The following is a 23236-nucleotide window of genomic DNA, read 5'->3' as shown; positions in this document are numbered from 1 at the left end:
AAAATTACCTGTTTAATACTTTCCAAACATCCTCTTAGATAATCAGGGACATCTTCATATACCCTCTCCCCGGTAAATGCACTAGTTAACCAGATCAACTAATGCACGGGATGATTGAGATTTAATTTCACCCGGCGGTAAAATTTGCAGTAAACTGTAAATCAATTAGGACTAAAAGAAGAATATACATAATTTGGATGCACCTGTACAGATAAATAAAAATGCTTACTACTATGGTGGTAACTTATCGGAAAATTATGACCTTTCGGCATTTTTGAGTAACCTTAATATCTCCATATTACTAGCACAATCTACAGCCCTATAATCATCGAAGTTCCTTAAATTTAAGTTAGGTTTGTGTTGGAGAAGTAATTTAGCCACCCCTGTCTTCCCTGCTGATGCTGCATACATTAAAACAGTGGCACCATTATCATTCTGGTTGTTAATATCAATTTCTGCAGCGAGGAGCAAGCTAATTAACTCATAATGGTTACCAAAACAAGCAAACCATAAAGCATTATTGCGATCATAGTTTTTAGCATTAATATTCACCCCTAACTCAATTAGCTCTTTAACTACTGCATAAACTCCTTCTCTAGTAGCTTTTATCAAAGCTGTGTCGCCATTTTCACCCTGCTGATTGAGGTTATAAGGATTATAACCATTTGCTATCAGCCATCGCTGGGTAACTTCGCTCAATTTTTGCTTCTTGATCTGATTCATAACTGATCCTTAGCAATTTATAGCCAAATAGAAAAAATTCCGACAAATATCTACGCAGAATCTAGTTATTTTTTGTTGCGTTTATCTGAGTTTCTCCTTAACTTGTAGCCGCACCACTACTCAAGGATAAATATTTAAGTTCACTAGCAACAATTTAGCTTATTTATATATTATCACTTTGATAAGTTTCAATTATGAATCATTTATAAAGATCCCCATACATTAGTACCATCATTACCTGAAAAAAACATGAAAATGCAACTCAAGCTACAGCTAAGTTTGTCAATATCAAAAACTAGATATTTTCTTGATTAACCACTTGTGAGTACAGTTTTTATTTATGCCCTCTATGGCGTGAAAGTATGGGAGTTATTATCAACTTTGTCATGGAATATGTAATCAAGACGAGAATGTGCTAAATTTCTATATATTCGGCTCTAGTAGAAATTAACTATTAGACGTAACGGGGAAAGTTCGGTGTAATTCCGGCGCTGTCCCGCAACTGTAAACCGATTTTAGATTTTTAGTTTGAGATATAAAACACCAAAAACACCAAATTTAAAATTTAAAATTGCGTAAGTCAGAATACCCGACGATATAAAAGTAAATTTAGCTACAATCTACGAGGTATAGATGAAGGCACAACATACAATATTTGTTTGTACAACCTGTGGGAGTAAGTGGGAAGGCGGTAAACGTGTAGGTGAAAGTGGCGGAGAAATACTTCTCAAGCACTTAGAAGCACATTATCCCCATTGGGAATTGAACACAGAGTTTAGGATTCAAGGTGTAGAATGTATGAGCGCTTGCGATCGCTCTTGTGTTGTGTCCTTTGCTTCACATGATAAATATACTTATCTTTTCGGCGATCTTTCTCCTGAGTTATCACCCCCAGAAGTAGATGGTGTATTCCAGTGTGCTGGTAAATATTATGCACACCCACAAGGTTTGTTACCCTGGGGTGAACGTCCCGAACCTCTCAAGAAGGGAATTTTAGCCCGTATTCCAGCAGTACCTACGCCCTGACGCAAAAATCTGTATTAAAAAAAGATGAAGGATATACTTCATCCTTCATCTTGATAGCAGTTTGCAAGTGAGTGTAGTACATCAAAAGATTATCAACCACAGATTAACTGCTGTAAGCAAATATTGCTGATAGTAGCGGTTTAAGCAATATTCTATACAAGATATGCTTCCTGGTGGGTCTTAATTGTGCAGTTAGAGCGGGGATAGGTGACGCAAAGTAAAGCAAATCCTTTAGATACTTGCTCATCATCTAAGAAGTTTTGATCAGATTGATCAATTTCACCTTCTACAACTTTTCCTACACAACTTGAGCAAGAACCTGAGTGACAAGAGAAAGGTAATTCAATACCATTTTCTTCTGCAGCGTCAACAATGTTAGTATCCTCATCCACTTCAATTGTGGTGTCCAGGCCTTCTTTTTTGTTGATTAATCTCACTTGGTAAGTAGCCATTTTCCGATTCTCCTCAAAATTTAGACGCTCAGATAGATTTATCTGTCGAAGTTTATTTAGTGGACTGTGCAAAGTAGCAGCGCGGAAAACAACACCACATTGATGGGTTTGAATTCCCAATCTTATTTGCAAGGTATACCGGTAGGTGTGCCATCATCTGTTTTGAAGGATTTTCCGCAACCGCAGGTATCACTTGCATGGGGGTTAGTGAACTTAAAGCCACTTTCCATTACCCCTTCTACAAAGTCGATGATCACCCCGTCTAATAACGGCGCACTTTTGGCATCAACATAAATCAGCACATTCCCCTGCTGAATTACCAAGTCATCTGGTTTTGGTTTACTGGTGATCTCAAGACCATATTCATAGCCACTGCAACCACCATTTTGCACAGATACACGGATACCTTTTTTAGTGTCGTTATGATCAGAGGCTGAACTTCGTAAAAATGCCCGCAGACGAAATTCTGCTTTTTCTGTTAAGCTAACAGCCATTACCTTTCCTGCCGATTTCTAGTGTGGGGATTTGTGTCAATTATGACTAAAAACTACTTTGTACAATTGCTGGTAGCTTCCATTGATGGGGAGTGACCATATCTCCAAGGCGCAGTGTTACCACATACTGGACAAGCGCGATCGCGTTGAGAACGGCGCTTGGCAAATTCCATGCGATTCAAGTCAATAGTCAGCAATTGCGATAACAGGGGTTGACTAAAGCCAGTAATCAGCTTAATGGCTTCCAAAGCTGTCAGACAAGCTAGAGTCCCAGAGACAGCGCCCAGAACTGCAAAAGCCCGTCTATCCCATTCCGGCTTTTCTGGAAACAAACAGGATAAACAAGGAGTTACACCTGGAATAATTGTAGTTAAGTAAGCCTCCATCCCGTCCATTGCTGCTTCCACCATCGGTTTACGCCAGCGTACACAAGATTCATTCAGCAAATTGCGTTCTGTAAAATTGTGGGCGCAATCCAGGGCCATATCAGCCGATTGTACTAAAGAGTCCACATTGTCCGGGGTGATGTAATCATGAACTACTTCCACCTGGATCTCAGGATTAATTGCTTCGAGAGTTTCTTTAGCCTTGAACACCCTTGGTTTACCTACCCAATCATCAGTCATTAAAATCTGACGATTCATATCATCCAAGCGCAAGTCACCACCCCGGACTAGGATTAGCCGCCCAACGCCCGCTACTGCTAGGTAAAGCGCCGCCGTACCGCCTAATCCCCCCACACCCGTCACCAGAACTGTTGCAGACTTCAGGCGTTTTTGAGCTAGTTCGCCAAAATTTGGGAGCATCATTTGGCGACTATAGCGTTCCAACTCGGTAGGCGTTAGGTTGATCACTTTTTACCTCCTAATCAGAAGTGATTTCTGTCAGCGTAACTACATTCTTTGGTTTCTCATTAAACACCTTGAACAGCTTTTGTTCATGGGGTGTTGATTCCAGGAAAACATCATAAGCTTTTTGCAAAGCCAAAGAATATTGATGAAGTCTTTCTTCTGTATTCAAATCAGCAGAATTATCATCAACTTCCGCCATATATTGCGAAAATTTCTTCAAAATATGTAACCGATTTACATTGACAATTTCTTGGTCGTAGGGCAAATTAAAAAAATCAAAAAATTCCTCTGCATCTACCAGCTTTTTGAATTCATTCATAGTTGCACTCATTGAGAATTCTCCATAATTTTCAGTTGTTGCTTAAGCTGATCTAGCTGTTCATAGATTTTATAAGTCGCAGCCGCCACATCCATAAGTGTTTTGTAATCTGTGGGCAAACCTTCGGCTAAATCATGCAGATCCATCTTCATTTGACCAGCTTTACTATTCAGCCGCTTAATTTGAGTTTTCAGTTCTTCAATACTTGTTTTGCTCACTAGTACTCCTGATGATCAACACAGCAGAAACATCCCAATAAACACCTTTGTTGTCTTTGGGATACTCCCAAAGACACAAAGTTAATGTCATTTCTCCGGCTGTTTTAAAGGTTCCCTACCTCGGCGAATCTTTTGCCTAATTCAATGCCTTTTTGCACATAAGTATCTCCCTCTTGGGCTAACTTCTCCAGGGAATCAAAACCAAATCTGTGAGCGTCACGCAAGGTTTTTTTAGTGAGCAAAAGACGACCAGAGAAAACCAGCGCCCAGCCAAATCCTTCATGACTTAAGTCAAGCACTACCTGAGAAATTAGGCCTGTTTCCTGTTCTATACCAGCGGCTACAGCGCGGAAAAATGCCATAATCCGAGCTTGAGTAATCGGATCAACTTCACCTTCTAGAGAAATTTCCCGTTTCTTTTGTTTGGTAACTACAAAGGGTTTGAGTATTAATTCATCTGACCAGTTACGATAAACCCCATAAGTATCTTGTCCGCGAATTTGTTGGACTAATGTCTTGAGAAAAGGCGAGTTCAAGACTACTGTATTGGTGCTGCCGTTTACACTATTATTTGTACTCATACCGTGGCTTAAACTTCAAGTTAATCTGCAAAGTTAGGAGTGGTTTGTTTCAATGCTTTACGCAACCAAGGGGGAGGATTACCTTTGAGGGTTTTTACTAGTTTTGTGAGAACTTCACTAATTTCTTCTGTTTCTGATTTGGCTTTGACTGGGGTGACGCCTTTCTTAATTAAACGGGCTGCGGCACTACCACCAATGGCAGCAACATAAACGATGGTACAATCGACTAAAGCATCTAGTTTAGGGGTGATTTTATCCTCGTTACCATCTTCTTTGAGATCACCCTCAAATTTTAGAGTTTCCAGAAATTGATATCCCTCATCAGAGATTTCATAAACATCAATTTCTCTAGCCCACCCAAAGTGAGCATTAATATGAACTCGGTCACTGGTGGTAAAGGCTATTTTCATTCTCTTTTTGTGTGAATTAAGGATCGGGTATTGGGTGTTGGGTATGGGGGATTGACAATCAATTAATTGTTAATCCCCATTCCCTAAGTTCCATAAGTGTTTGACTCTCTGTTCTTCAGCCTCTAAAAATAGATTACCAATGCCAAATAACAACTCTATGGTGCCTCGGTAACCAACTTTAGTAAAGTATCCATTACCCAAACGGTCGTAAATGGGAATACCTAGACGATACAGGGGAACTGAGAGCCGTTTTGCGATCGCACCTAGATTAGAGTTACCAATCAATAAATCAGACCCAAGGGCTAATTGCTCAAAATCATCTAAATCGCCGATGGTAACACTTTTTACCGGGAGTTTTTCCAACAGCGGCGATCGCGTCGTAGTCACCGCCCCATGAATTTGACTTCCCATGGACTGCAAAAAGTTAACCATTGACCATAACAAATCTGGTTCTAGAGCCAAGGAAACCCGCTTGGCACTAAAGTAAAAATGAGCATCTAACATCGCATCTTGTAACTGGCGACGTTGACGGCGGTATTTTTCCGGTACTGGATTGCTACTGAGAATAGATAATGCTTGCAGGAACTCATCTACCGGTTCTAATCCCGTCAGTTCACTAAACACCTCATAGGGGATATTAAACCGCTCCTCCAGGATTTTAGCCGCCGGTCGCATACTCTCGCCCAAAGCGATGGTAAAGGCTGAACTACCTACATCTCTTAGTTGTTTTAAGGTAGTACCACTAGCTGTAATAGCAGTATAATCATCCTCTAAATGACCATCAAGAGAAGCCCCCAGGTCAGGAACAAAGATTGGCACTAAGCCAAAGGCTGTGACCATCTCTTTAATTTCCTGTATATCCCCCGGTGTAAACGCAGAACCTGCCAAAATAGTCACTTGTTCAGTTCTGACCCCACCAGCTTGGGGGATTTCCCTGACTATACTTTCCACAGCCGCCCCAAACCCATCTTGCAACGCCCCCTTAAAGTCTGGGGTAGTAGCATATACAATAGGCAGATAATTTAGGGACTGATGGCGATCGCGGATTTCCTTGAGAAACCGCTCTAGCTCATCTCCTCTGGTTTCCGTCAGTCCTGTACTACATAAACCAATAATTTCGGGACTGACCTTCTCCACCAAAGTGAGAATTGCTTGTTCCACATTCTCCTCACCACCCAAGATAGTAGTAACTTCCGTCATGGCTGTAGTAGCCAGGGGAATAGCTTCCCGAAAATGCCGTACAAGCACAACTTTAGCGAAGGCAGTACAACCTTGGGAACCGTGAAATAAAGGAATCATCCCCTTCAAGCCCAAAAAAGCTAAAGATGCACCCAAAGCTTGGCTTTGTTTCAGGGGATTAACTGTAAGTGGTTTATTAGGAAGATTAACAATCGCCATTGCATTTATACTTATTCGTTGGTCATGAACTGACAATCCTTCCCCTTATCCCTCAGACTCTTCCCAAGGGGCGGGTTTACGTATTTGTTCCCAAATAGGGCTATACAGAGCCTCATATAATTCCCGTGCCATCTCCACCATACCCACATAACCAGCATAGGGATGGTGGCGTTCTTGGTTGATATCCAGGAAAGGAATCCGGGCTTTTAAAGCAGTGTATTGATTACGACCCCCGGCAATCAACATATCAGCGCCGGTGTCCTTCACCAGCTTTAACAATTCCTTAGCGTTACCCTTCTCCATCATGATGCCATCATTACCAATCAACCTCTTGATCCGGGCTTTATCTTCCTCAGTACTTTTTCTAGTACTAGTAGCAACGACTTCTATACCCAAGTCCTTAGCCGCGGAGATAATCGACCAACTCTTGACACCACCGGTATATAATACAACCCGCTTACCTTTAAGTCGAGCGCGATAGGGAGCCAAGGCCACATCAAGAGCTGCAGTTTCCTCACCAATTAACTTTTCCGTGCGCTCCTGCAAATCAGCATCACCCAATTGTGCCGCAATATTTCGCAGACAGCGATTCATATCATCAATGCCATAGAAAGACTCCTCAATGTAAGGAATGTTGTAACGTTCCTCCATCTTTCTAGCCATATTCAGCAACGCACGGGAACAGATCATCACATTGAGCCTGGCCCGGTGGGCGTAACGAACCTCGTTATAGCGAGCATCCCCCGTTATTTTAGATAAAACACGAATACCTAACTTTTCCAGCAGTGGTGTGACTCCCCACATTTCCCCGGCGATATTATACTCGCCGATCAAGTTAATATCATAAGGGGTAGTTATTTCTGGTTCTGCCGTACCAACTACATATTCCAGCAAAGCCTCACCACCAAAGCGGTTACCCAAGTTCTTACTGCCAATGAACCCCGGAGCAATCACAGGAATCACAGGAGTGCCAGTTTTCTCAGCCGCAGCCTTGCAAACAGCATCGATATCATCGCCAATCAAAGCAGTGACACAAGTAGCGTAGACAAAAATGGCTGCAGGATTGTAGCGTTCTTTAAGTTGCAGAATCGCCTGATAGAGCTTCTTTTCACCCCCGAAAATTACATCATTTTCACTCAAATCGGTAGTAAAACCCATCTTGTAGAGTTGGGGGCCAGAGGAAAGACTACCACGACTACCCCAAGAATTACCAGCACAAGCAATAGGGCCGTGAACCAAATGAGCCGCATCAGTAATTGGCACCAAAGCAATCATTGCACCATCAAAAGCGCAACCACCTTGAGCCGCACCCGGCTGGGCTTGTTGGGTACAAGACTTATTTTTCTTCTCACCTTGTTTGTGCTGATTGTGTTCACATCCCGACTCACTCAGCAGCTCATTAATTTTGCCTTGGGTACTTTTCATGTCTCTTCTCTTGCTGGATCGACGTGTTAAATATTAAGTAATACACTGCTTGCAAAACTCCTCTGTTGACCACATACAAACCAGATAACCTAGATTAATGTTCATCTGTGTTCATCTGTGGACTAATTATCATAAAATGTACTTTTGCAAGAGCATTAAAAAATCAATATCACTGCCTAACAAATATACTTCGTGACATCTTCCCCACATTCATCAGCCAGAAAAGATAAGGCACGAAAACGCATACCCACCAACTCATCATATACAGGATTGAGTTTACACAAAGGCGGAATATGGAAACTCCGACCAAATAAATTAACATTGCGCTCAAAAGGACAACAGCAAGGAATGACCCGGCAAATTAGATGAGCCAGATGATAATTTCTCACTTCAATCCCATCTAGTAAACCACGCAGAGGATTGAAAATTTTCTGAAACCAACCAGATTTTTGAGAGTTAGGTGGATGGTAATGATGATCAGAGTGAGTATGATGTATAGTTTCCATAATTAATACCTCCAGTAAAGATTGAATTTGCTAGAAAAAGGTAAGTAGGGATCTAGGGGCATTGGGCATGAATATCATCCTTTTTGCCCCTAGCCCTTACTCCCCTTCCTTACCCTTGATTAGCACTCTGCAATTCTTAGCGAATTAAGTCGTAAGAAATATCTGTTTTAGAAGGAATGTTGGTGTTGCGATCGATTTCTTCAAAGATTGTATTGACAATCCAGTTGAGCAAGTTGATCACACCTTGATAGCCAATGGTGCTGTAGCGGTGTAAGTGGTGGCGATCCATGATGGGATAACCAATTCTTACCAGGGGAACCTTACAATCACGCCACAGGTACTTACCATAGGAGTTACCAATCAGCAAGTCTACAGGTTCAGTGAACAGTAAAGAACGCATATGCCATAGGTCTTTACCACCCCAGATGGTTGCGCCTTGACCAAAAGGACTAGAATCTAGTAGAGCTTGAAGTTCTTTTTCAAACACATCATTGGAGTTGTGAACCAAGATATGCACAGGTTCAGCACCCATTTCTAACATGAAACCAACTACGCTGTATACCAAGTCTGGCTCACCGTAGATAGCGAAGCGCTTACCGTGAATCCAAGCGTGGGAGTCGGTCATAGCATCAACTGCGCGACCGCGTTCGATTTCCAACTCTTCAGGAATGGGCTTACCGCTCAATTCACTGAGTTTCATCAAGAACTCGTCAGTAGCCTTAATACCCCAAGGACGGGAAACTACAACTTCTTGCTTCCATTCTTTTTCAATGTACTCACGGGTCTTAACTGTGGAGTGCGCTTGCAGAAACACTGTAGCCTTAGCGTTGATGGAGTCTGCGGCATCTTCCAACTTAGTACCACCGGGATACATATCGAATTCACCTGTGTTGGGTGAATCCAGGTAGTCACTGTTATCAGCTAGAATGGTGTAGTCAAAACCGAATAAACCTGCAATACGCTTGATTTCACGGTTGTTGCCGACGTAGGTGTCAAAACCTGGGATAAAGTTGATTTTGCCATTGCTGGTGGCTTTCTTCTGACCTGCGGTCAGGTTAGAAAGAATACCCTTCATCATGTTGTCGTAACCAGTGATGTGGGAACCAACAAAGCTAGGTGTGTGAGCATAAGGGACTGGGAAATTCTTAGGAACTGAACCAGCATCCTTAGCGTTGTTGATGAAAGCTTGTAAGTCATCACCAATAACCTCAGCCATACAGGTGGTGCAAACAGCAATCATCTTGGGCTTGTAGAGTTGGTAAGAGTTAGCCAACCCATCAATCATGTTCTGCATACCACCGAATACCGCTGCGTCTTCAGTCATGGAAGAAGACACACCAGAGAATGGTTCTTTGTAGTGACGGGTTAAGTGGGTACGGAAGTATGCAACGCAACCTTGAGAACCTTGTACAAAGGGTAGAGTACCTTCAAAACCCACAGCAGCAAAAATTGCACCTAAAGGTTGGCAACCTTTAGCAGGGTTGATGGTTAATGCTTCACGAGCAAAGTTCTTTTCGCGATATTCCCAACCCTTGGTCCATTCTGCAACCCGTTCGATTTCTTCGGGGCTGTGACCGTTTTCAAATTCCTTCTTGTTTTGGAAGAGTTGTTTGTACTCTGGTTGGTGGAATAACTCAACGTGGTCTTGAATTTTATCTGGATTCTGAGGCATTTGCTGGTTCTCCAAGCTTACATGATTCGTTAGTAGTTGGGAAATTTGGGGGGGAATTTTATAGGGTGGGGGTGGGAATGTCACTCAAAATTCAGAATGCAAAAATCAAAATTAACTTTTAACTTTTGAATTTTGAACTTTGAATTCCCAACTCCTCCCCTGGGGCTAAAACCCCAGGCCATCCCTATTTATCCCTTTTCCACTGATTTAGGCGGTAGCTTTGGCTTTAGCTTTAGCGTCAGCCTTTTTGCTCCAGGGAGCGCCAATTAGTCCCCAGGTTGGGCTATTGAGTGCCAAATCCATATCGCGAGCGAAGATAGCGAAGCCATCATAACCGTGATAAGGACCGGAGTAATCCCAAGAGTGCATTTGACGGAAAGGTAGACCCATCTTTTGGAAGACGTACTTCTCTTTCACACCGGAAGCAATTAAGTCTGGTTTAAGAGCCTTAACAAACTCTTCAAACTCGTAAGCGGTGACGTCATCGTAAACGATGGTGCCATTTTCGATGTAGTGAGTGGTACGTTTGTAGTCGTCGTTATGAGCGAACTCATAACCAGTACCAATCATTTTCATACCCAAGTCTTGGAAAGCTGGGACAACGTGGCGAGGACGCAGACCACCAACCATCATGGCGACAGTCTTACCTTCCAAACGGGGGCGATACTTGTTAACGATCGCATCCATGGTAGGCTGATACTTAGCGATCACCTTCTCAGCGTTTTCTTGGATCTTGGCGTCAAACTTAGAGGCAATTTCCCGTAAGGATTCAGCAATCTTGGTAGGACCGAAGAAGTTGTATTCTAACCAGGGAATACCATATTTCTCTTCCATGTGACGGCTGATGTAGTTCATCGAGCGGTAACAGTGGATGAGGTTCATCTTGACGTTGGGGGTCATCAACATTTCGTTGATGGTACCATCACCAGACCATTGAGCAACTACACGCAAGCCGATTTCTTCTAGTAAGATGCGGCTAGCCCAAGCATCACCACCAATGTTGTAGTCACCGATAATGGCTACGTCATAGGGAGTAGATTCAAAGTTAAGTGTACCGTCAGCCTTAGCTTTGTCAGCTCTGGGGAATACCCAGTCACGAATCATGTCGTTAGCGATGTGGTGACCCAAGGACTGGGAAACACCGCGGAAACCTTCGCAACGTACAGGAACAACAGGCTTATCAATCTCTTTTGCTGCTTTCTTAGCTACAGCTTCGATGTCATCCCCAATTAGACCGATGGGACATTCAGACTGAATAGAAACACCACGGTTGAGAGGGAATAATTCTTCCAACTCTTGGATTAATTTCAGTAGTTTTTTGTCACCACCGAAAACGATATCCCGTTCTTGGAAGTCAGAGGTAAAGTGCATAGTACCAAAGGTATCAACACCTGTAGTACCAATGTAGTAGTTACGACGACCAGACCAAGACCAGTAACCGCAACCTACAGGACCGTGGCTGATGTGGATCATGTCCTTAATAGGACCCCAAACCACACCTTTAGAACCTGCATAAGCACAACCACGGGCGGTCATTACACCAGGAAGAGATTTGATGTTAGACTTAACACCGCAATCGCTCTTACCTTCTTCAAATACGTTTAAGTGCTTTTCGCGTTTTTTCTTAGCTTTATCAGGGTAAGCTTCTAGAACTTCTTTAATAAGTTCTTTTCTTTCTTCGACAATCTTCTTGTTTTCTGGAGGTGTCATTTTAGCCTCTCAAGTTAGTAAGGATCTGGGGATAAGGTAGATGGAATTCCCCTAAAGGATAGGGGGTAAGGTCAAAGGTAAAAGGTCAGAGATAATTCTTTCCTTTTCCTTTTTCCCTGTGTGTTATTACTTAGCTGCTGTCTTCTCTGCTGCTAACAGTTTTTCTGCTTCTTCGTCGCTTTCGAGAATACCGAACTCGATCAACAGTGCTTCTAATTCATCCATCTCGATAGGAGTGGGGATGGTGAGGTTTTTGTTGTTGATGATCTTCCTAGCTAATTCACGGTATTCATTAGCTTGATTGCTGTCAGGTGCATACTCGTTAACTGTCATCCGACGCAATTCAGCGTGTTGAACGATGTTGTCGCGGGGTACGAAGTGAATCATCTGGGTGTTCAAACGTGCAGCCAGAGTTTCAATCAATTCGATTTCGCGGTCAACCTTACGGCTGTTACAAATCAAACCACCTAAGCGCACACCGCCGGTGTGAGCATATTTAAGAACACCACGAGCGATGTTGTTAGCAGCATACATCGCCATCATTTCACCGGAGGTAACGATGTAGATTTCTTGTGCTTTACCTTCACGGATAGGCATAGCAAAACCACCACATACAACGTCACCCAATACGTCGTAAGATACGAAATCAACGTCTTGGTAAGCGCCGTTTTCTTCTAAGAAGTTGATGGCGGTGATAATACCACGACCTGCACAACCTACACCGGGTTCTGGACCGCCAGATTCCACGCAGCGAACGCCACGGAAACCGGTTAACATTACTTCTTCAAGTTCCAAGTCTTCCACTGCACCACGTTCAGCAGCCAAGTGAAGAACGGTGGTTTGAGCTTTACTGTGGAGCATCAAACGGGTGGAGTCAGCTTTGGGGTCACAACCAACGATGAGGATGCGCTGACCCATTTCTGCCATAGCCGCCAGGGTGTTTTGAGAAGTGGTAGATTTACCAATACCACCTTTACCGTAGAAAGCTATCTGTCTAATGTTTTCGTCAACTGACATGATGATTTTTCTCCTGCAATTTGTTGGTTAGTGTGGATCTGTGTGTTGACGTTCACGCCTGTTGAGCTACAGCAGTGAGCGCGTGTTGTAGAACGTCGCGGGGGCGATCGCTCCACAGCATAATTAAAGGGTTTTGGTGTCATAATAGTTCGGGGTTAAGTTTTTGTTTAAGTTTGCCGTGTCATTGTTGTCCAGTCTCCCTGGACAAATGACAGGGGAATTACATACTTTAGAATAGGTAGGGAAAACAAGTAGGATGTGAAGGAGTGATAGGCCAATCAATGCAGATTTCTTACTTATTCAAAATAGCGGCTTTGAGGCTAGAGACTTTAGCCATTGCAGCGCTAGCGTCTTCTGCGGATACTCCACTAGCGGTCATGGCTGCAGTCAGGTGCTTGCTCACAGCTTCAAAGTGTTGCTCACTGAGCTTCATCCCTGAGTGGGTTTTGTCCATGGGACGGCCAGAGTATTGCTTTGGACCTTCGAGAATTTGAGAGAAGAAAGCAATTTGATGGGCGCGTTGTTTCGCCATATCGGTTTTAGCAAAGAAGCCTTTGAGGCTACTATCTGCCATAATGCTGTTGTGAAAAGCATCAACTACTTTCTCAAGTGTTGGCTGTCCACCAATTTTCTCGTACAATGTAGTCATATCCTGTTCCTTGTGCTGCGAGTTGGATAATGCCATGGGCAATCAGGTGTAAAATACTTCCACCTATTTGCTGTTGCTGTACGTTGTGAGTAGGAATCAATTGATGTGGCGATATCTATCTGTTTCACATCCTACTTGCTGTTGCTCTCCATGATTAAGAAGTGGTATTTCTGCTGTATCTAAGTCTGAGAGTTATGGTTCCACCGCCTCTACTACCAAGTTTTGGCTCACACGTTCTTTTAACCTAGCTTCAATAGCAATCTTGAGAGTAGCTGTACTGCTAGGACAAGAACCACAAGCACCTTGGAGTAGTACCTTGACTTTATCGCCTTCTAGGTCGTAAAGTTCAACATCTCCACCATCAGCAATCAGTACGGGTCTAACTTCTTCATCGAGAACTTTTTGGATGAGTGCAATCCTTTGCACATTGGTTAAAGGTTTTGATGATGGCTGGGGAGAGTTGGCAACTGGGACTTTCTGTTTACTTGCAACGGTTGCGGCGGCTTGTTTCTCCTTTACATCTCTTATAATATCATCAATACTCGCTAAACAGGAACCGCATCCGCCACCAGCTTTTACATAATTTGTTACTTGTTCGGCTTCCGTAAGATGATTTTCTACAATCACACGGCGAATTTTGGCTTCAGTAATCCCAAAGCAGCTACAAATCAATGCACCTTCTTCATCGTCATCATGGGTAGGGAGGGCTATACCTCGATAGTTATAAATAGCCGCTTCTAAAGCTTCTTGTCCCATGACAGAACAGTGCATCTTGGCTTCTGGTAAGCCACCGAGGTAATCTGCAATCTCTTTATTAGAGATTTTCAAAGCTTCATCCAGGGTTAAACCCTTGACCATTTCAGTTAAAGCACTCGAAGAGGCGATCGCACTAGTGCAGCCAAAGGTTTGAAAGCGAGCATCTAATATTTTATCAGATTCGACCTCAACTTTAAGGTGTAGTCGCAGAGCATCACCACAAGCAATACTCCCTACCTCTCCGGTTGCTACCTTAACACCAGATTCGCTGGTTTCTTCAATAGCTCCCTGATTTTTGGGGTTGTAAAACAAGTCTAATACTTTATCTGTGTAGTCCCACATGATTACTTTTGGATTTGAGATTTGAGATTTTAGATGAGGGACTAGGGATGAGGGATGAGAAAAAATTCTATATACCCCACTACCCAGCAGTCCCTAGTTATGAATCAGTGCTTGTTCTTGCAGCCAACCCGCATTATCATTCTGGAAAGGGGACATAGCCCGTAAACGTTGGACAATATCCGGCATTACCTCTATAACCCTGTCGATTTCAGCCTCTGTAGTGTAGCGAGACAGACTAAAACGAATGGAGCCATGTAAAGTAGTATAAGGTAGACCCATTGCCCGCAAAACGTGGGAAGGTTCTAAAGACCCAGAAGTACAAGCAGAACCAGAGGAAGCACAGATACCATACTTGTTGAGGGAGAGCAGAATTGCTTCACCTTCAATATATTTGAAACCAATATTAGTGGTGTTAGGTAATCTCTGCGTTACGTCGCCATTCACTTCACAGTCAGGAATTTTGGCCAGTAAGGTTTGCTCTAAGCGATCGCGCAATTTTCTTTCTCTGGCGGTAGCCTCTTCTAAATGTAATAATTCTAACTCTGCGGCTTTACCTAGAGCAATAATACCCGGAACGTTTTCTGTTCCCGCGCGACGTCCCCGCTCTTGGTGTCCACCAATCAGCAAAGGACGGAACCGCACACCGCGCCGGACATACAAAGCCCCAATTCCCTTGGGAGCATGGATCTTGTGACCAGACAGAGTTAACATATCTATGGTACTAGTCTTCATGTTCATGGGAATTTTGCCCACAGCTTGCACCGCATCCACATGAAAAATAGCGCCAGACTGTTTGACTCTTAACCCAACTTGCTCAATAGGAAACACCGTACCTGTTTCGTTATTGGCATACATGATTGTTACCAAGGCGGTGTTCCCAGTCAGAGAAGCTTCTAACTCATCTAAATCTAACTGTCCCTGAGAATTAACCGAAAGATAGGTAACCGTATAACCTTGAGTTTCCAGTTGTTTGCAGACATTCAAAACTGCTGGGTGTTCAACCTGGGTAGTAATGATATGTCGCTTTTGCGGTTGTGCTAACAATGCAGCCCGAATAGCGGCGTTATCTCCCTCTGTACCACAACTAGTGTAGACAATTTCCGACTCATCAGCACCAATCAGGGCGGCTAATTGTTGGCGTGCTGTTTTCACAGCTTTGCCCAGTTGTCCACCAAAGGTGTGCATACTAGAAGGATTACCGTAGTAGTCCCGTAGATAAGGCAACATCACCTCTAAAACTTCCGGGTCTACTTTTGTTGTAGCATTATTGTCTAGATAAATGATGCTCATCCTGATACACCTACTACTTCGCTCTGATGTCGAGATAATTGCTCGGAGAATTTTTGGGAGTAATAATTAAACCAACGCTCCCAATAATCTTGTTTTTTGGTTAATTTTGCTAAAGAGCGATTGTAATTAGCAAACCAGCTTTCCCAATAATCGTGGGGTTGTTTTACACAACCATTAGAAGTAGGACAAATAGCTTGACACTGAGGTACAGAGTAAATACTACCAGCGCAGTTTGTGCAAAGTGCAGCATCAATTACATGAAGACCGTCAATTAGTTTGACTGCATCATTGGGACACACAGACAGACAACGATGACAGGAAATACATTGGCTAGTGATTTGATAAGCCATGATTATTCTCCTTTGTGATTACTGAGTATGGGGTACTGGGTATGGGGAAATATCTCCCCTATTCCCTACTCCCTAATCCTGATTGCCTAATTCCTGGATATATTGCTCGTAAAATTCCAAAGCAACTTTTGAAATCACGTCGTAAGCTTCCACAGTCTGTATTCCCGCTGCTTGCAATTTCTCTTGAGGACAGTTACCAATCTTAGAGACTAAAACTGCTTTGCAATCTGCGATCGCTGCCATAATATGCTCAAAAGTGGCTTCTTCTCCAAATCCACCTTGACAATATTGGTCAATTCTACGATGACCGACAAAGCTAACTTGATGACCATCCACCTCATAAATCTGGAATTCCTTCGCATGACCGAAGTGTTGGTTAACCAACCCACCGCCCTTGGTGGCTACTGCAACTAAGATTTTAGGATTATTGGCAAGTTTATTGCCCTTTTGCGCCTTTTCCTTGGCTATTTTTAGTTCTTGTTTAAACTTCTCAATCCCTTCATGAACAACAGTCCGTTGTTCTAGGTCATATTCTGGGGACATTTCCAAGAACTTATCCTTAGTAAATTCCTGGCTGCGGTCTTCTCCTAATAATCCTACCGCATCGGCTCGGCATTGACGACAATGGCGCATCATTTTCATATTACCGGCGCAATTGTCTTGTAGTGCCTTCACTTCCTTAGGTGTAGGGCCACGTTGACCTGTTAAGCCAAAATGTGTACCATGTTCCGGTGCTGAAATCAAAGGCATGATGTTGTGCAAGAATGCACCATTTTCACGAATCATTTTATTGACTTCGATCAGGTGCTGATCATTAATCCCCGGAATCATCACCGAGTTAACTTTACACAAAATATCAGCTTCCTTGAGTGCTTGCAATCCTTCCATCTGCTTCTCTAGCAGAATTTTAGCACCTTCAACACCTCTATAACGCTTGCGCTTGTAGTGAACCCAAGAATAAATCTGAGCGCCAATTTCTGGGTCTATGGTATTCAGGGTAATAGTAACGTGATCTATATTTAGTTGTTTGATGCGGTCAATGTATTCTGGTAACATTAAACCATTAGTTGACAGGCAAAGCTTAATATCTGGTGCCTTGTCTGCAATCAATTCAAATGTACGGAAAGTCTTTTCAGGATTCGCCAATGGGTCACCAGGTCCGGCAATTCCCACCACTGTCATTTGGGGAATTTTACCTGCAATTACCAAAGCCTTGTGTGCAGCTTCTTCTGGTGTCAGCAGTTCGCTCACTACTCCAGGACGACTTTCGTTAGCACAGTCGTATTTACGGTTACAATAGTTGCATTGAATGTTACAAGCTGGTGCAACTGCAACGTGCATTCTGGCGTAGTGGTGATGAGCGTCTTCGCTATAACAGGGATGTTTGGCGATACGTTCTTGGAGCTTTTGATCCATTTCTACGGTGGTGCTGCTGTCGCATCCGCAACCACCTGATTTTGCTTGGTTTGATGCTGGTTCCTGATGGTCGGAGGTGAGGAGTCCGGTAGACGGTAGTGTCATTGAATTTCGCAAGGGTTCAGTGGACTATAGGCCACAGTGGGAGATGCCGTTGCTACTGTCTTTACCTAGGAAATGAAGTCGCGTCTTGTAATCACTCTAGTTAACATTTTGATCACTATTAACTGAGCAGTGGCTGGTGTGTGTCAACTTTTCCGTCTGGGTTCAGTTCGTTATTGAATACAGCCGCGACTTCTATTCACAAAGGAATGGTGCTATCTCATCCCTCCACCCACTCTTCGCTCTTCCTTGTGTTTAGGGCGTTGAGTGATTGGCGATATAAGATTTATAGCAGTGCTTCTCAAATGCTCTGGGAGTTTATGAAGGATAGAATTTATTGGATTTATTACCCTTGTACTCAAATTTTACCACCCTGACTGTGTGGGTTTTACAAAGATTAATAATTTTTTTTTCGGGTGGGGGTGCTAGTATTTTTCAGTTGGGGTACGAGTATTTATCAACAGGGGTTCAGGATTTACTGGTACTCAGCCCAAAACCATTTATATTGATGGTTTTAATCAATTTTTTCTAGATTTTCAGGTACATAAATCTGTACTCAAAACCGCTTTAAGTCCCGTTTATCATGACTGGGAATAGTTACTCAAAGGATGAAACACACAGAGCCGGTTTATGTCCCACTACTCCAGATACGTGCTAAGTTCCATTCTGTATCTAACCTATCATTTTTTTTGACGGAAAAATGCAGTTTATTTTTATTTAACTTTTGCTCCTGGCTGAATAACCTAGTTAGTTGAGAAAATTTTAAGTTTAAACCCTTGATTATTACTTGAATAACCCAGTTGCTCAACAGGTTTTGAGAATGATCTGGCAATTGCATGATGAACACTCAACAAGGAAGTACACTAACTATCATCATAAATCTATTGAGAATTAATGTCTATAAGCAAAAATCATAGGTTCAAGGTGAGCATATATCCCTAAATAGGCATAAATCGACGGTTTCCCAAGTCAAAATTGAGAAATGCCGACAACTTCATTATGTATCTAACATATCATTTTTTCAAGCAGAACAAATGCCTTTTATATTCATTTAATTTTTAACAGATAAAAATCCCTAAAAAAATGCTCAATCAGTTGAGAAGATAGTTAAACTTACTCATCAAAATAGAGCATTCTCCCACCACATAAGGTCAGTCCAGGAATTAGGCGGTTAACCAAACCGGAAGAAACCACAATTTTTATGTCTTAGGAATCACTTTTCTAATCCCACTTTTACCAGCAGTATCGCCCTGGTAGCGAGGGATAACATGAATACTGGCGTGCATAATATTTTGACCCCCTGCTCTATTGACGTTCATACCGACATTAAAACCATCAGGCGCAAATTCTGTTTTGAGAATTTCCTGGACTTTATTCACCATCAACCAGCAAGCAGACTGTTCTTTAAATGGTAAGTCAAAATAATTACTAATATGACGCTTAGGAATAACTAAAGTGTGACCTTTACTGATGGGATAACCATCAAACATAGCATAAGCTGTCGCTGATTCTGTCACTAAAGTCAGATGTTTATGAGGATTGCAAAATATACAATAATTAGTAGAATTTCGCTGTTGATTATAATGAACATATTCATATACTTCCCGCATTTCATCTGAGTACAATGAATGAAAGGGAAGTCTAGCTAAACATTGGTATGTAGGCTTTTTGTGAACATAATGCTCTCTGAATCCTTCCCTTTTGATATCTCTCCTCACAGCATAATAAGCCTTACCTCCTGGTTTTAACAGATGAGATACTTCCATGAGGATATTGGCTTGTTCTTCAGGAAACACAACATTTAAAACATAAAAACAAATGATTGTGTCAAACTTTCCTTGAGGATATGCGGGAAAATAATGAGGGTCATAGCCTATAATATCAAAGCCTTTTCGACTGATAATCTTGACATCATTACCAAAACCACAACCAAAATCTAATATTTTACCTTTTAACAGGTTTTGATTTAATAAAAACTCTGCGGGAAATGATAAGGAAGTTCTTTCAATGGCGGTGAGATGGCTGAATAGGTTTTTCTGCTGTTTCATGGAATTTGGCAATGCACACTATCGGTGTATTAGCACAAGTAAACTTGCGTAAATAAATTACACTCTAGCATTCCCCTGAGGGTTTTCTGGAGATAAGTAAAGTTTTACAAAGTCTGTATTAAGAAACGTATATATATACACAGACAAAAAAAACTAAAACAAAATAAAGAAACCTGTTTTTTCCTTGGCGAAATCCTAGAATAGGAATCGTAGCTGGGTATACAGATATATGACTAATCATGCTGTTTACCTCATCTTGACGCGACAGTGAGTACAACTTAATAAATTGCAAAATGACTTGCCTAATTCGCTGCAAACTCTTACAGGTGAAGTCTTTTGTATTGAGTACGAAAATTCTCAAGCCCCTAATTTCAAAACACCAGAACCCCCCTAATTAAATACTAGTACCCTACCCCCTGAGAAATTTTACATTTCCCTGAAATTGCGTTTGTAGACACTTGAGTACAAATCTAATTAATCCAATAAATTCAATCAGCATTGGTTGTATTGTCCTGTTACAAGTCACCTGATATAAGCAGAAAATAGCACATGGCTTTTTTAAGCAGACACTACCAATGCAACAGTCATTAAAGACTATCAAAATTCTATCGCTACGCCAAGCAAGCTATCAGGCCACAATCAAACCCAGTTCTCCCAATAAATCATTGTTGAAAACACTTTTAGAACCGTTATTAAGTGATTTTCAAATCATCTTAGAACGTGATACTGTAGCACGTAATTGGCTAGAGGTGATATTTTGTTACCCAGGGTTACACGCAATATCTTTGCATCATCTGACCTGTCCCAAACATCAGACCAATCTACATCCCGCTGGAAAGCTCCCCGATGAGCAAGGGAATCTGATTAGTTCTTTACTCTCACCTATCCAGAAACTAGAAGAACTGCAAAACCTCAAGACTCAAACCCAGAATCAAGAACTGTTGGGAAAAAATCATTAATCATGTTGACACCTCATAGTTCTGATTTTCCCAACCATCAAGTTTTGCAGATTCCCTTGTCAGTTCGCTGGCCAATTCTGTTACGTTTGCAAGAATTAATGATTCCCTGCTGTTGTCACAGTGATGGTTCCGTGGAAGTCCAAGTAAATAACTTACTAGAAGCTATCCTGATTCGCAGTATCCTGATGCAATTTCTGGCTTCTCGCTACGAATTAGTAGATTGGTTAGAACGTTGCTGGGATACAGACAACTGCTAAACATTGTTTGTTATTTGTTCATTTTCCTATCAACTTATGACCATCGGTAACACTGAAAGAAAATTGATCAATTTTTTACATCAGGAAATAGAACTGACAAATGCAGATATTGCTGTAGCTTTACGACATCGTGAGTTTGATAATGGTCCCTTACCAATGCTTTTGTGGCAATATGGACTGGTTGATTTAGATCAACTAGAGCAGATTCTAGATTGGCTAGATAACCATCGTCAATAGATTTAATCTGGGATTTTCATCTGTTAACCTCAGCTAAATGACCATGAGTAAATCCCTGGTAATTATCGTCGTCAATGATGATTTATGTCAGCATTATTCCTTAATTTGATAATAGTTATATCAGTAAATCGCTATTATAAAATAGCTGATTTAGCAATAGTAAAAATAATTCTAAAATATACCTATATTTGGTTTTCTGTCATACAGATATAATCTCGTAATTTAGTTATGATTTAATAATGATGAAGATGAAATATTAAATCTGAGAGTTTATAGCATTTACCATTCATCCTAGGGCGACGCCACGCCAGCTATCAGCATTTGCATGGGGGATTTACCAGACTTTTCAGGGAAATGAGCTACCAAAACACAAGCAATCTTAAGAATGGTTCCTAAGAAGGATGTTTGAGATGAATGAAATCTTAATTAATGACACTACATTACGTGATGGTGAACAAGCCGCAGGTGTTGCTTTTACCTTTGAAGAAAAAGTCGCGATCGCCAAATTTCTTGACGCCATTGGTATTCCCGAGTTAGAAGTGGGAATTCCAGCCATGGGAGATGCAGAGACACACGCCATTATAGCAATTTCCGACCTAGGTTTGCAAGCCAAGCTTCTGGGTTGGAACCGGGCGGTAATTTCAGATATCAAAGCCTCCATAACCTGTGGTTTACAGCGAGTACATATCGCTATTCCGGTTTCTGGAATCCAAATCGCCGCTAAATTTCATGGTCAATGGCGGGTAAGTTTACAAAAGCTCAAAGATTGTATCAGCTTTGCGGTAGATAAAGGTCTTTGGGTAGCAGTAGGTGGCGAAGACTCTTCTAGAGCTGATCCCAACTTCCTGTTAGATGTAGCACTTAATGCTCAAGAATGGGGCGCGTCACGGTTTCGCTTCTGTGATACTGTGGGCGTACTCGACCCCTTCAGCACCTACGCCAAAGTTAAACAGCTGGTTTCCGCCTTGTCTATTCCAGTAGAAATTCACACTCATAATGATTTTGGCTTGGCTACTGCTAACGCCCTAGCTGGTATCAAAGCCGGAGCTACATCTGTAAATACCACAGTTAACGGCGTAGGCGAAAGGGCGGGAAATGCAGCTTTAGAAGAAGTGGTGATGTCCATTAAACGCATTTACGGTATTAATTTGGGTGTTGATACTCGCCGTTTGTTGGAACTATCACAACTGGTTGCTTCAGCATCCAATTCTCATGTTCCACCCTGGAAAGCAATTGTTGGCGAAAATACCTTCGCTCATGAGTCGGGAATTCATGCTCACGGCGTATTGCAAAATCCCCTCACCTACGAACCATTTGCACCGGAAGAGGTAGGTTGGGAAAGGCGTTTGGTAGTAGGTAAGCATTCAGGTAGACATCACATTACTAGTTTGTTACAGCAAAACAACATTTTTCTCGACCCGGAGGAAGCCCAGTCGGTATTGGATGCAGTTCGCCAGCAGTCAATTAAGGAAAAACGTAATCTGACTGTAGAAGAACTTTTGAGTTTGGTAAGAGAACAGAGGTACTCTCATGCAACGTGATGAATTAGAACTCCATTTACCGCCTGTTTTTGAAATTGGTCAAAAAGTTAGACTTCGTAAACTAATCAAAAACGATGGTACATTTCCCGGTCAAGAAATCGGGGCGATACTAGGTAATATAGGAGACATTGGCTATATAGCAAGTATAGGTACTTATCTACAAACTTCCTATATTTATGCAGTGCATTTTCTAGAGACAGGGTTCGTTGTCGGTTGTCGCAAAAGAGAACTAGAGTCGGTTGAGGAGAAATCATGAAAGTAATGCTACGGATGAATGATGCTGGCCATTTAGTTGCTTACGTTGCTAAAAAAGACCTTGAGGAAGAAGTAGTTAAACAAACAGATGGTAATGATGGTATAGTTCTCACCTTAGCCAATGGCTGGGAATTAGAATTTACTCAATTACCAGATGTGTCTAGTTTACCGCTAACTGTGGAAGCTAAACGCCTGGCTTAAAACACTTATCCCCAGGGTGACTCAGACTCAC

Annotated in this window: 26 protein-coding genes, 2 pseudogenes and 1 riboswitch; of the genes and pseudogenes, 7 read left to right on the top strand and 21 right to left on the bottom strand. The window is 42.1% G+C overall.

The window, feature by feature from the left end; genetic code table 11:
- Nucleotides 1–255 precede the first annotated feature (255 nt).
- On the bottom strand, nt 256–723 hold the full coding sequence (locus IM676_RS17100) for an ankyrin repeat domain-containing protein (protein WP_200987996.1): 468 nt from the start codon (nt 721–723) through the stop codon (nt 256–258).
- A gap of 415 nt (nt 724–1138) precedes the next feature.
- A riboswitch (cobalamin riboswitch) is annotated at nt 1139–1334 on the top strand.
- Nucleotides 1335–1356: 22 nt separating this feature from the next.
- On the opposite strand from IM676_RS17100, the gene IM676_RS17095 reads away from it, so the two are divergent.
- A complete protein-coding gene (locus tag IM676_RS17095) occupies nt 1357–1749 on the top strand; it encodes a DUF1636 family protein (protein ID WP_200987995.1) in 393 nt (130 codons plus the stop codon).
- A gap of 152 nt (nt 1750–1901) precedes the next feature.
- Here the strand turns inward: IM676_RS17095 and IM676_RS17090 are convergent, their stop codons facing one another.
- The 20 genes from IM676_RS17090 to IM676_RS16990 all read right to left on the bottom strand — a co-directional run bounded on the left by IM676_RS17090 (nt 1902) and on the right by IM676_RS16990 (nt 19755).
- Nucleotides 1902–2201, bottom strand: a complete 300-nt coding sequence (locus IM676_RS17090) for a 2Fe-2S iron-sulfur cluster-binding protein (RefSeq protein WP_200987994.1) — start codon at nt 2199–2201, stop codon at nt 1902–1904.
- Nucleotides 2202–2323: 122 nt separating this feature from the next.
- The gene (locus IM676_RS17085; protein WP_200987993.1) at nt 2324–2695 is read right to left on the bottom strand and encodes a HesB/IscA family protein; all 372 of its coding nucleotides are present in this window, start codon (nt 2693–2695) and stop codon (nt 2324–2326) included.
- 53 nt (nt 2696–2748) lie between these two features.
- Complete coding sequence (locus tag IM676_RS17080) at nt 2749–3549, bottom strand: HesA/MoeB/ThiF family protein (RefSeq protein ID WP_200987992.1); 801 nt, start codon at nt 3547–3549, stop codon at nt 2749–2751.
- A 10-nt stretch (nt 3550–3559) separates the two neighbouring features.
- Nucleotides 3560–3877 carry a nitrogenase-stabilizing/protective protein NifW gene (gene nifW / locus IM676_RS17075; protein ID WP_200987991.1) on the bottom strand — a complete coding sequence of 106 codons (318 nt, stop codon included), beginning with the start codon at nt 3875–3877 and terminating at the stop codon, nt 3560–3562.
- The gene (locus IM676_RS17070; RefSeq protein WP_200987990.1) at nt 3874–4083 is read right to left on the bottom strand and encodes a CCE_0567 family metalloprotein; all 210 of its coding nucleotides are present in this window, start codon (nt 4081–4083) and stop codon (nt 3874–3876) included. Before IM676_RS17070 ends, nifW begins: the two co-directional genes overlap by 4 nt.
- A 104-nt stretch (nt 4084–4187) precedes the next feature.
- Nucleotides 4188–4664, bottom strand: a complete 477-nt coding sequence (locus IM676_RS17065) for a NifX-associated nitrogen fixation protein (RefSeq protein WP_200987989.1) — start codon at nt 4662–4664, stop codon at nt 4188–4190.
- Between the two features lie 20 nt (nt 4665–4684).
- Entirely contained in the window at nt 4685–5074 is a 390-nt protein-coding gene (gene nifX / locus IM676_RS17060; protein ID WP_200987988.1) for a nitrogen fixation protein NifX, read from the bottom strand.
- A gap of 69 nt (nt 5075–5143) precedes the next feature.
- Nucleotides 5144–6472 carry a nitrogenase iron-molybdenum cofactor biosynthesis protein NifN gene (gene nifN, locus IM676_RS17055; RefSeq protein ID WP_200987987.1) on the bottom strand — a complete coding sequence of 443 codons (1329 nt, stop codon included), beginning with the start codon at nt 6470–6472 and terminating at the stop codon, nt 5144–5146.
- Nucleotides 6473–6517: 45 nt separating this feature from the next.
- Nucleotides 6518–7897 carry a nitrogenase iron-molybdenum cofactor biosynthesis protein NifE gene (gene nifE, locus IM676_RS17050; RefSeq protein ID WP_200987986.1) on the bottom strand — a complete coding sequence of 460 codons (1380 nt, stop codon included), beginning with the start codon at nt 7895–7897 and terminating at the stop codon, nt 6518–6520.
- Nucleotides 7898–8073: 176 nt separating this feature from the next.
- Nucleotides 8074–8403, bottom strand: a complete 330-nt coding sequence (locus tag IM676_RS17045; RefSeq protein WP_200987985.1) for a Mo-dependent nitrogenase C-terminal domain-containing protein — start codon at nt 8401–8403, stop codon at nt 8074–8076.
- 136 nt (nt 8404–8539) lie between these two features.
- Entirely contained in the window at nt 8540–10075 is a 1536-nt protein-coding gene (nifK, locus tag IM676_RS17040) for a nitrogenase molybdenum-iron protein subunit beta (protein ID WP_200987984.1), read from the bottom strand.
- A gap of 207 nt (nt 10076–10282) precedes the next feature.
- Nucleotides 10283–11785, bottom strand: coding sequence for a nitrogenase molybdenum-iron protein alpha chain (gene nifD / locus IM676_RS17035; protein WP_200987983.1), 1503 nt, complete (start codon nt 11783–11785; stop codon nt 10283–10285).
- A 126-nt stretch (nt 11786–11911) separates the two neighbouring features.
- Entirely contained in the window at nt 11912–12802 is an 891-nt protein-coding gene (nifH, locus tag IM676_RS17030) for a nitrogenase iron protein (RefSeq protein WP_200987982.1), read from the bottom strand.
- A 292-nt stretch (nt 12803–13094) separates the two neighbouring features.
- Complete coding sequence (locus IM676_RS17020) at nt 13095–13451, bottom strand: group I truncated hemoglobin (RefSeq protein WP_200987980.1); 357 nt, start codon at nt 13449–13451, stop codon at nt 13095–13097.
- 192 nt (nt 13452–13643) lie between these two features.
- Nucleotides 13644–14549 (bottom strand): Fe-S cluster assembly protein NifU, encoded by a 906-nt coding sequence (gene nifU, locus IM676_RS17015; protein ID WP_200987979.1) that lies wholly within the window; start codon nt 14547–14549, stop codon nt 13644–13646.
- Nucleotides 14550–14642: 93 nt separating this feature from the next.
- Nucleotides 14643–15839 (bottom strand): cysteine desulfurase NifS, encoded by a 1197-nt coding sequence (gene nifS / locus IM676_RS17010; RefSeq protein WP_200987978.1) that lies wholly within the window; start codon nt 15837–15839, stop codon nt 14643–14645.
- Complete coding sequence (locus tag IM676_RS17005; RefSeq protein ID WP_200987977.1) at nt 15836–16189, bottom strand: DUF362 domain-containing protein; 354 nt, start codon at nt 16187–16189, stop codon at nt 15836–15838. The genes nifS and IM676_RS17005 overlap by 4 nt, the downstream gene beginning before the upstream one ends.
- Nucleotides 16190–16261: 72 nt before the next feature.
- Nucleotides 16262–17710: a nitrogenase cofactor biosynthesis protein NifB gene (gene nifB / locus IM676_RS17000; protein ID WP_200987976.1), complete on the bottom strand. Its 1449-nt coding sequence runs from the start codon at nt 17708–17710 to the stop codon at nt 16262–16264.
- Nucleotides 17711–18335: 625 nt separating this feature from the next.
- Nucleotides 18336–18545 (bottom strand): hypothetical protein, encoded by a 210-nt coding sequence (locus tag IM676_RS16995; RefSeq protein WP_200987975.1) that lies wholly within the window; start codon nt 18543–18545, stop codon nt 18336–18338.
- A gap of 361 nt (nt 18546–18906) precedes the next feature.
- Nucleotides 18907–19755, bottom strand: coding sequence for a bifunctional class I SAM-dependent methyltransferase/HIT family protein (locus tag IM676_RS16990; RefSeq protein ID WP_200990255.1), 849 nt, complete (start codon nt 19753–19755; stop codon nt 18907–18909).
- A gap of 575 nt (nt 19756–20330) precedes the next feature.
- On the opposite strand from IM676_RS16990, the pseudogene IM676_RS19915 reads away from it, so the two are divergent.
- From IM676_RS19915 to nifT, 6 genes and pseudogenes are all read left to right on the top strand, one after another.
- Nucleotides 20331–20552 (top strand): annotated as a pseudogene (locus IM676_RS19915) (serine O-acetyltransferase); the annotation flags it as partial.
- Nucleotides 20553–20716: 164 nt separating this feature from the next.
- Entirely contained in the window at nt 20717–20971 is a 255-nt protein-coding gene (locus IM676_RS16980) for an Asr1405/Asl0597 family protein (protein WP_200987973.1), read from the top strand.
- 36 nt (nt 20972–21007) lie between these two features.
- Nucleotides 21008–21208: a DUF2949 domain-containing protein gene (locus tag IM676_RS16975; RefSeq protein WP_200987972.1), complete on the top strand. Its 201-nt coding sequence runs from the start codon at nt 21008–21010 to the stop codon at nt 21206–21208.
- 410 nt (nt 21209–21618) lie between these two features.
- Nucleotides 21619–22749 (top strand): homocitrate synthase, encoded by a 1131-nt coding sequence (nifV, locus tag IM676_RS16970; RefSeq protein ID WP_200987971.1) that lies wholly within the window; start codon nt 21619–21621, stop codon nt 22747–22749.
- Nucleotides 22739–23027, top strand: a pseudogene (locus IM676_RS16965) (nitrogen fixation protein NifZ). Before nifV ends, IM676_RS16965 begins: the two are co-directional and overlap by 11 nt.
- Nucleotides 23002–23205, top strand: coding sequence for a putative nitrogen fixation protein NifT (nifT, locus tag IM676_RS16960; protein ID WP_200987969.1), 204 nt, complete (start codon nt 23002–23004; stop codon nt 23203–23205). Before IM676_RS16965 ends, nifT begins: the two are co-directional and overlap by 26 nt.
- The last annotated feature ends 31 nt before the right edge of the window (nt 23206–23236 follow it).

It is taken from the genome of Anabaenopsis elenkinii CCIBt3563 (assembly GCF_015245355.1).
Classification (GTDB): Bacteria; Cyanobacteriota; Cyanobacteriia; order Cyanobacteriales; family Nostocaceae; genus Anabaenopsis; species Anabaenopsis elenkinii.
The sequence above is the reverse complement of the archived record's forward strand: the minus strand, read 5'-3'. Positions and strand labels throughout refer to the sequence as shown.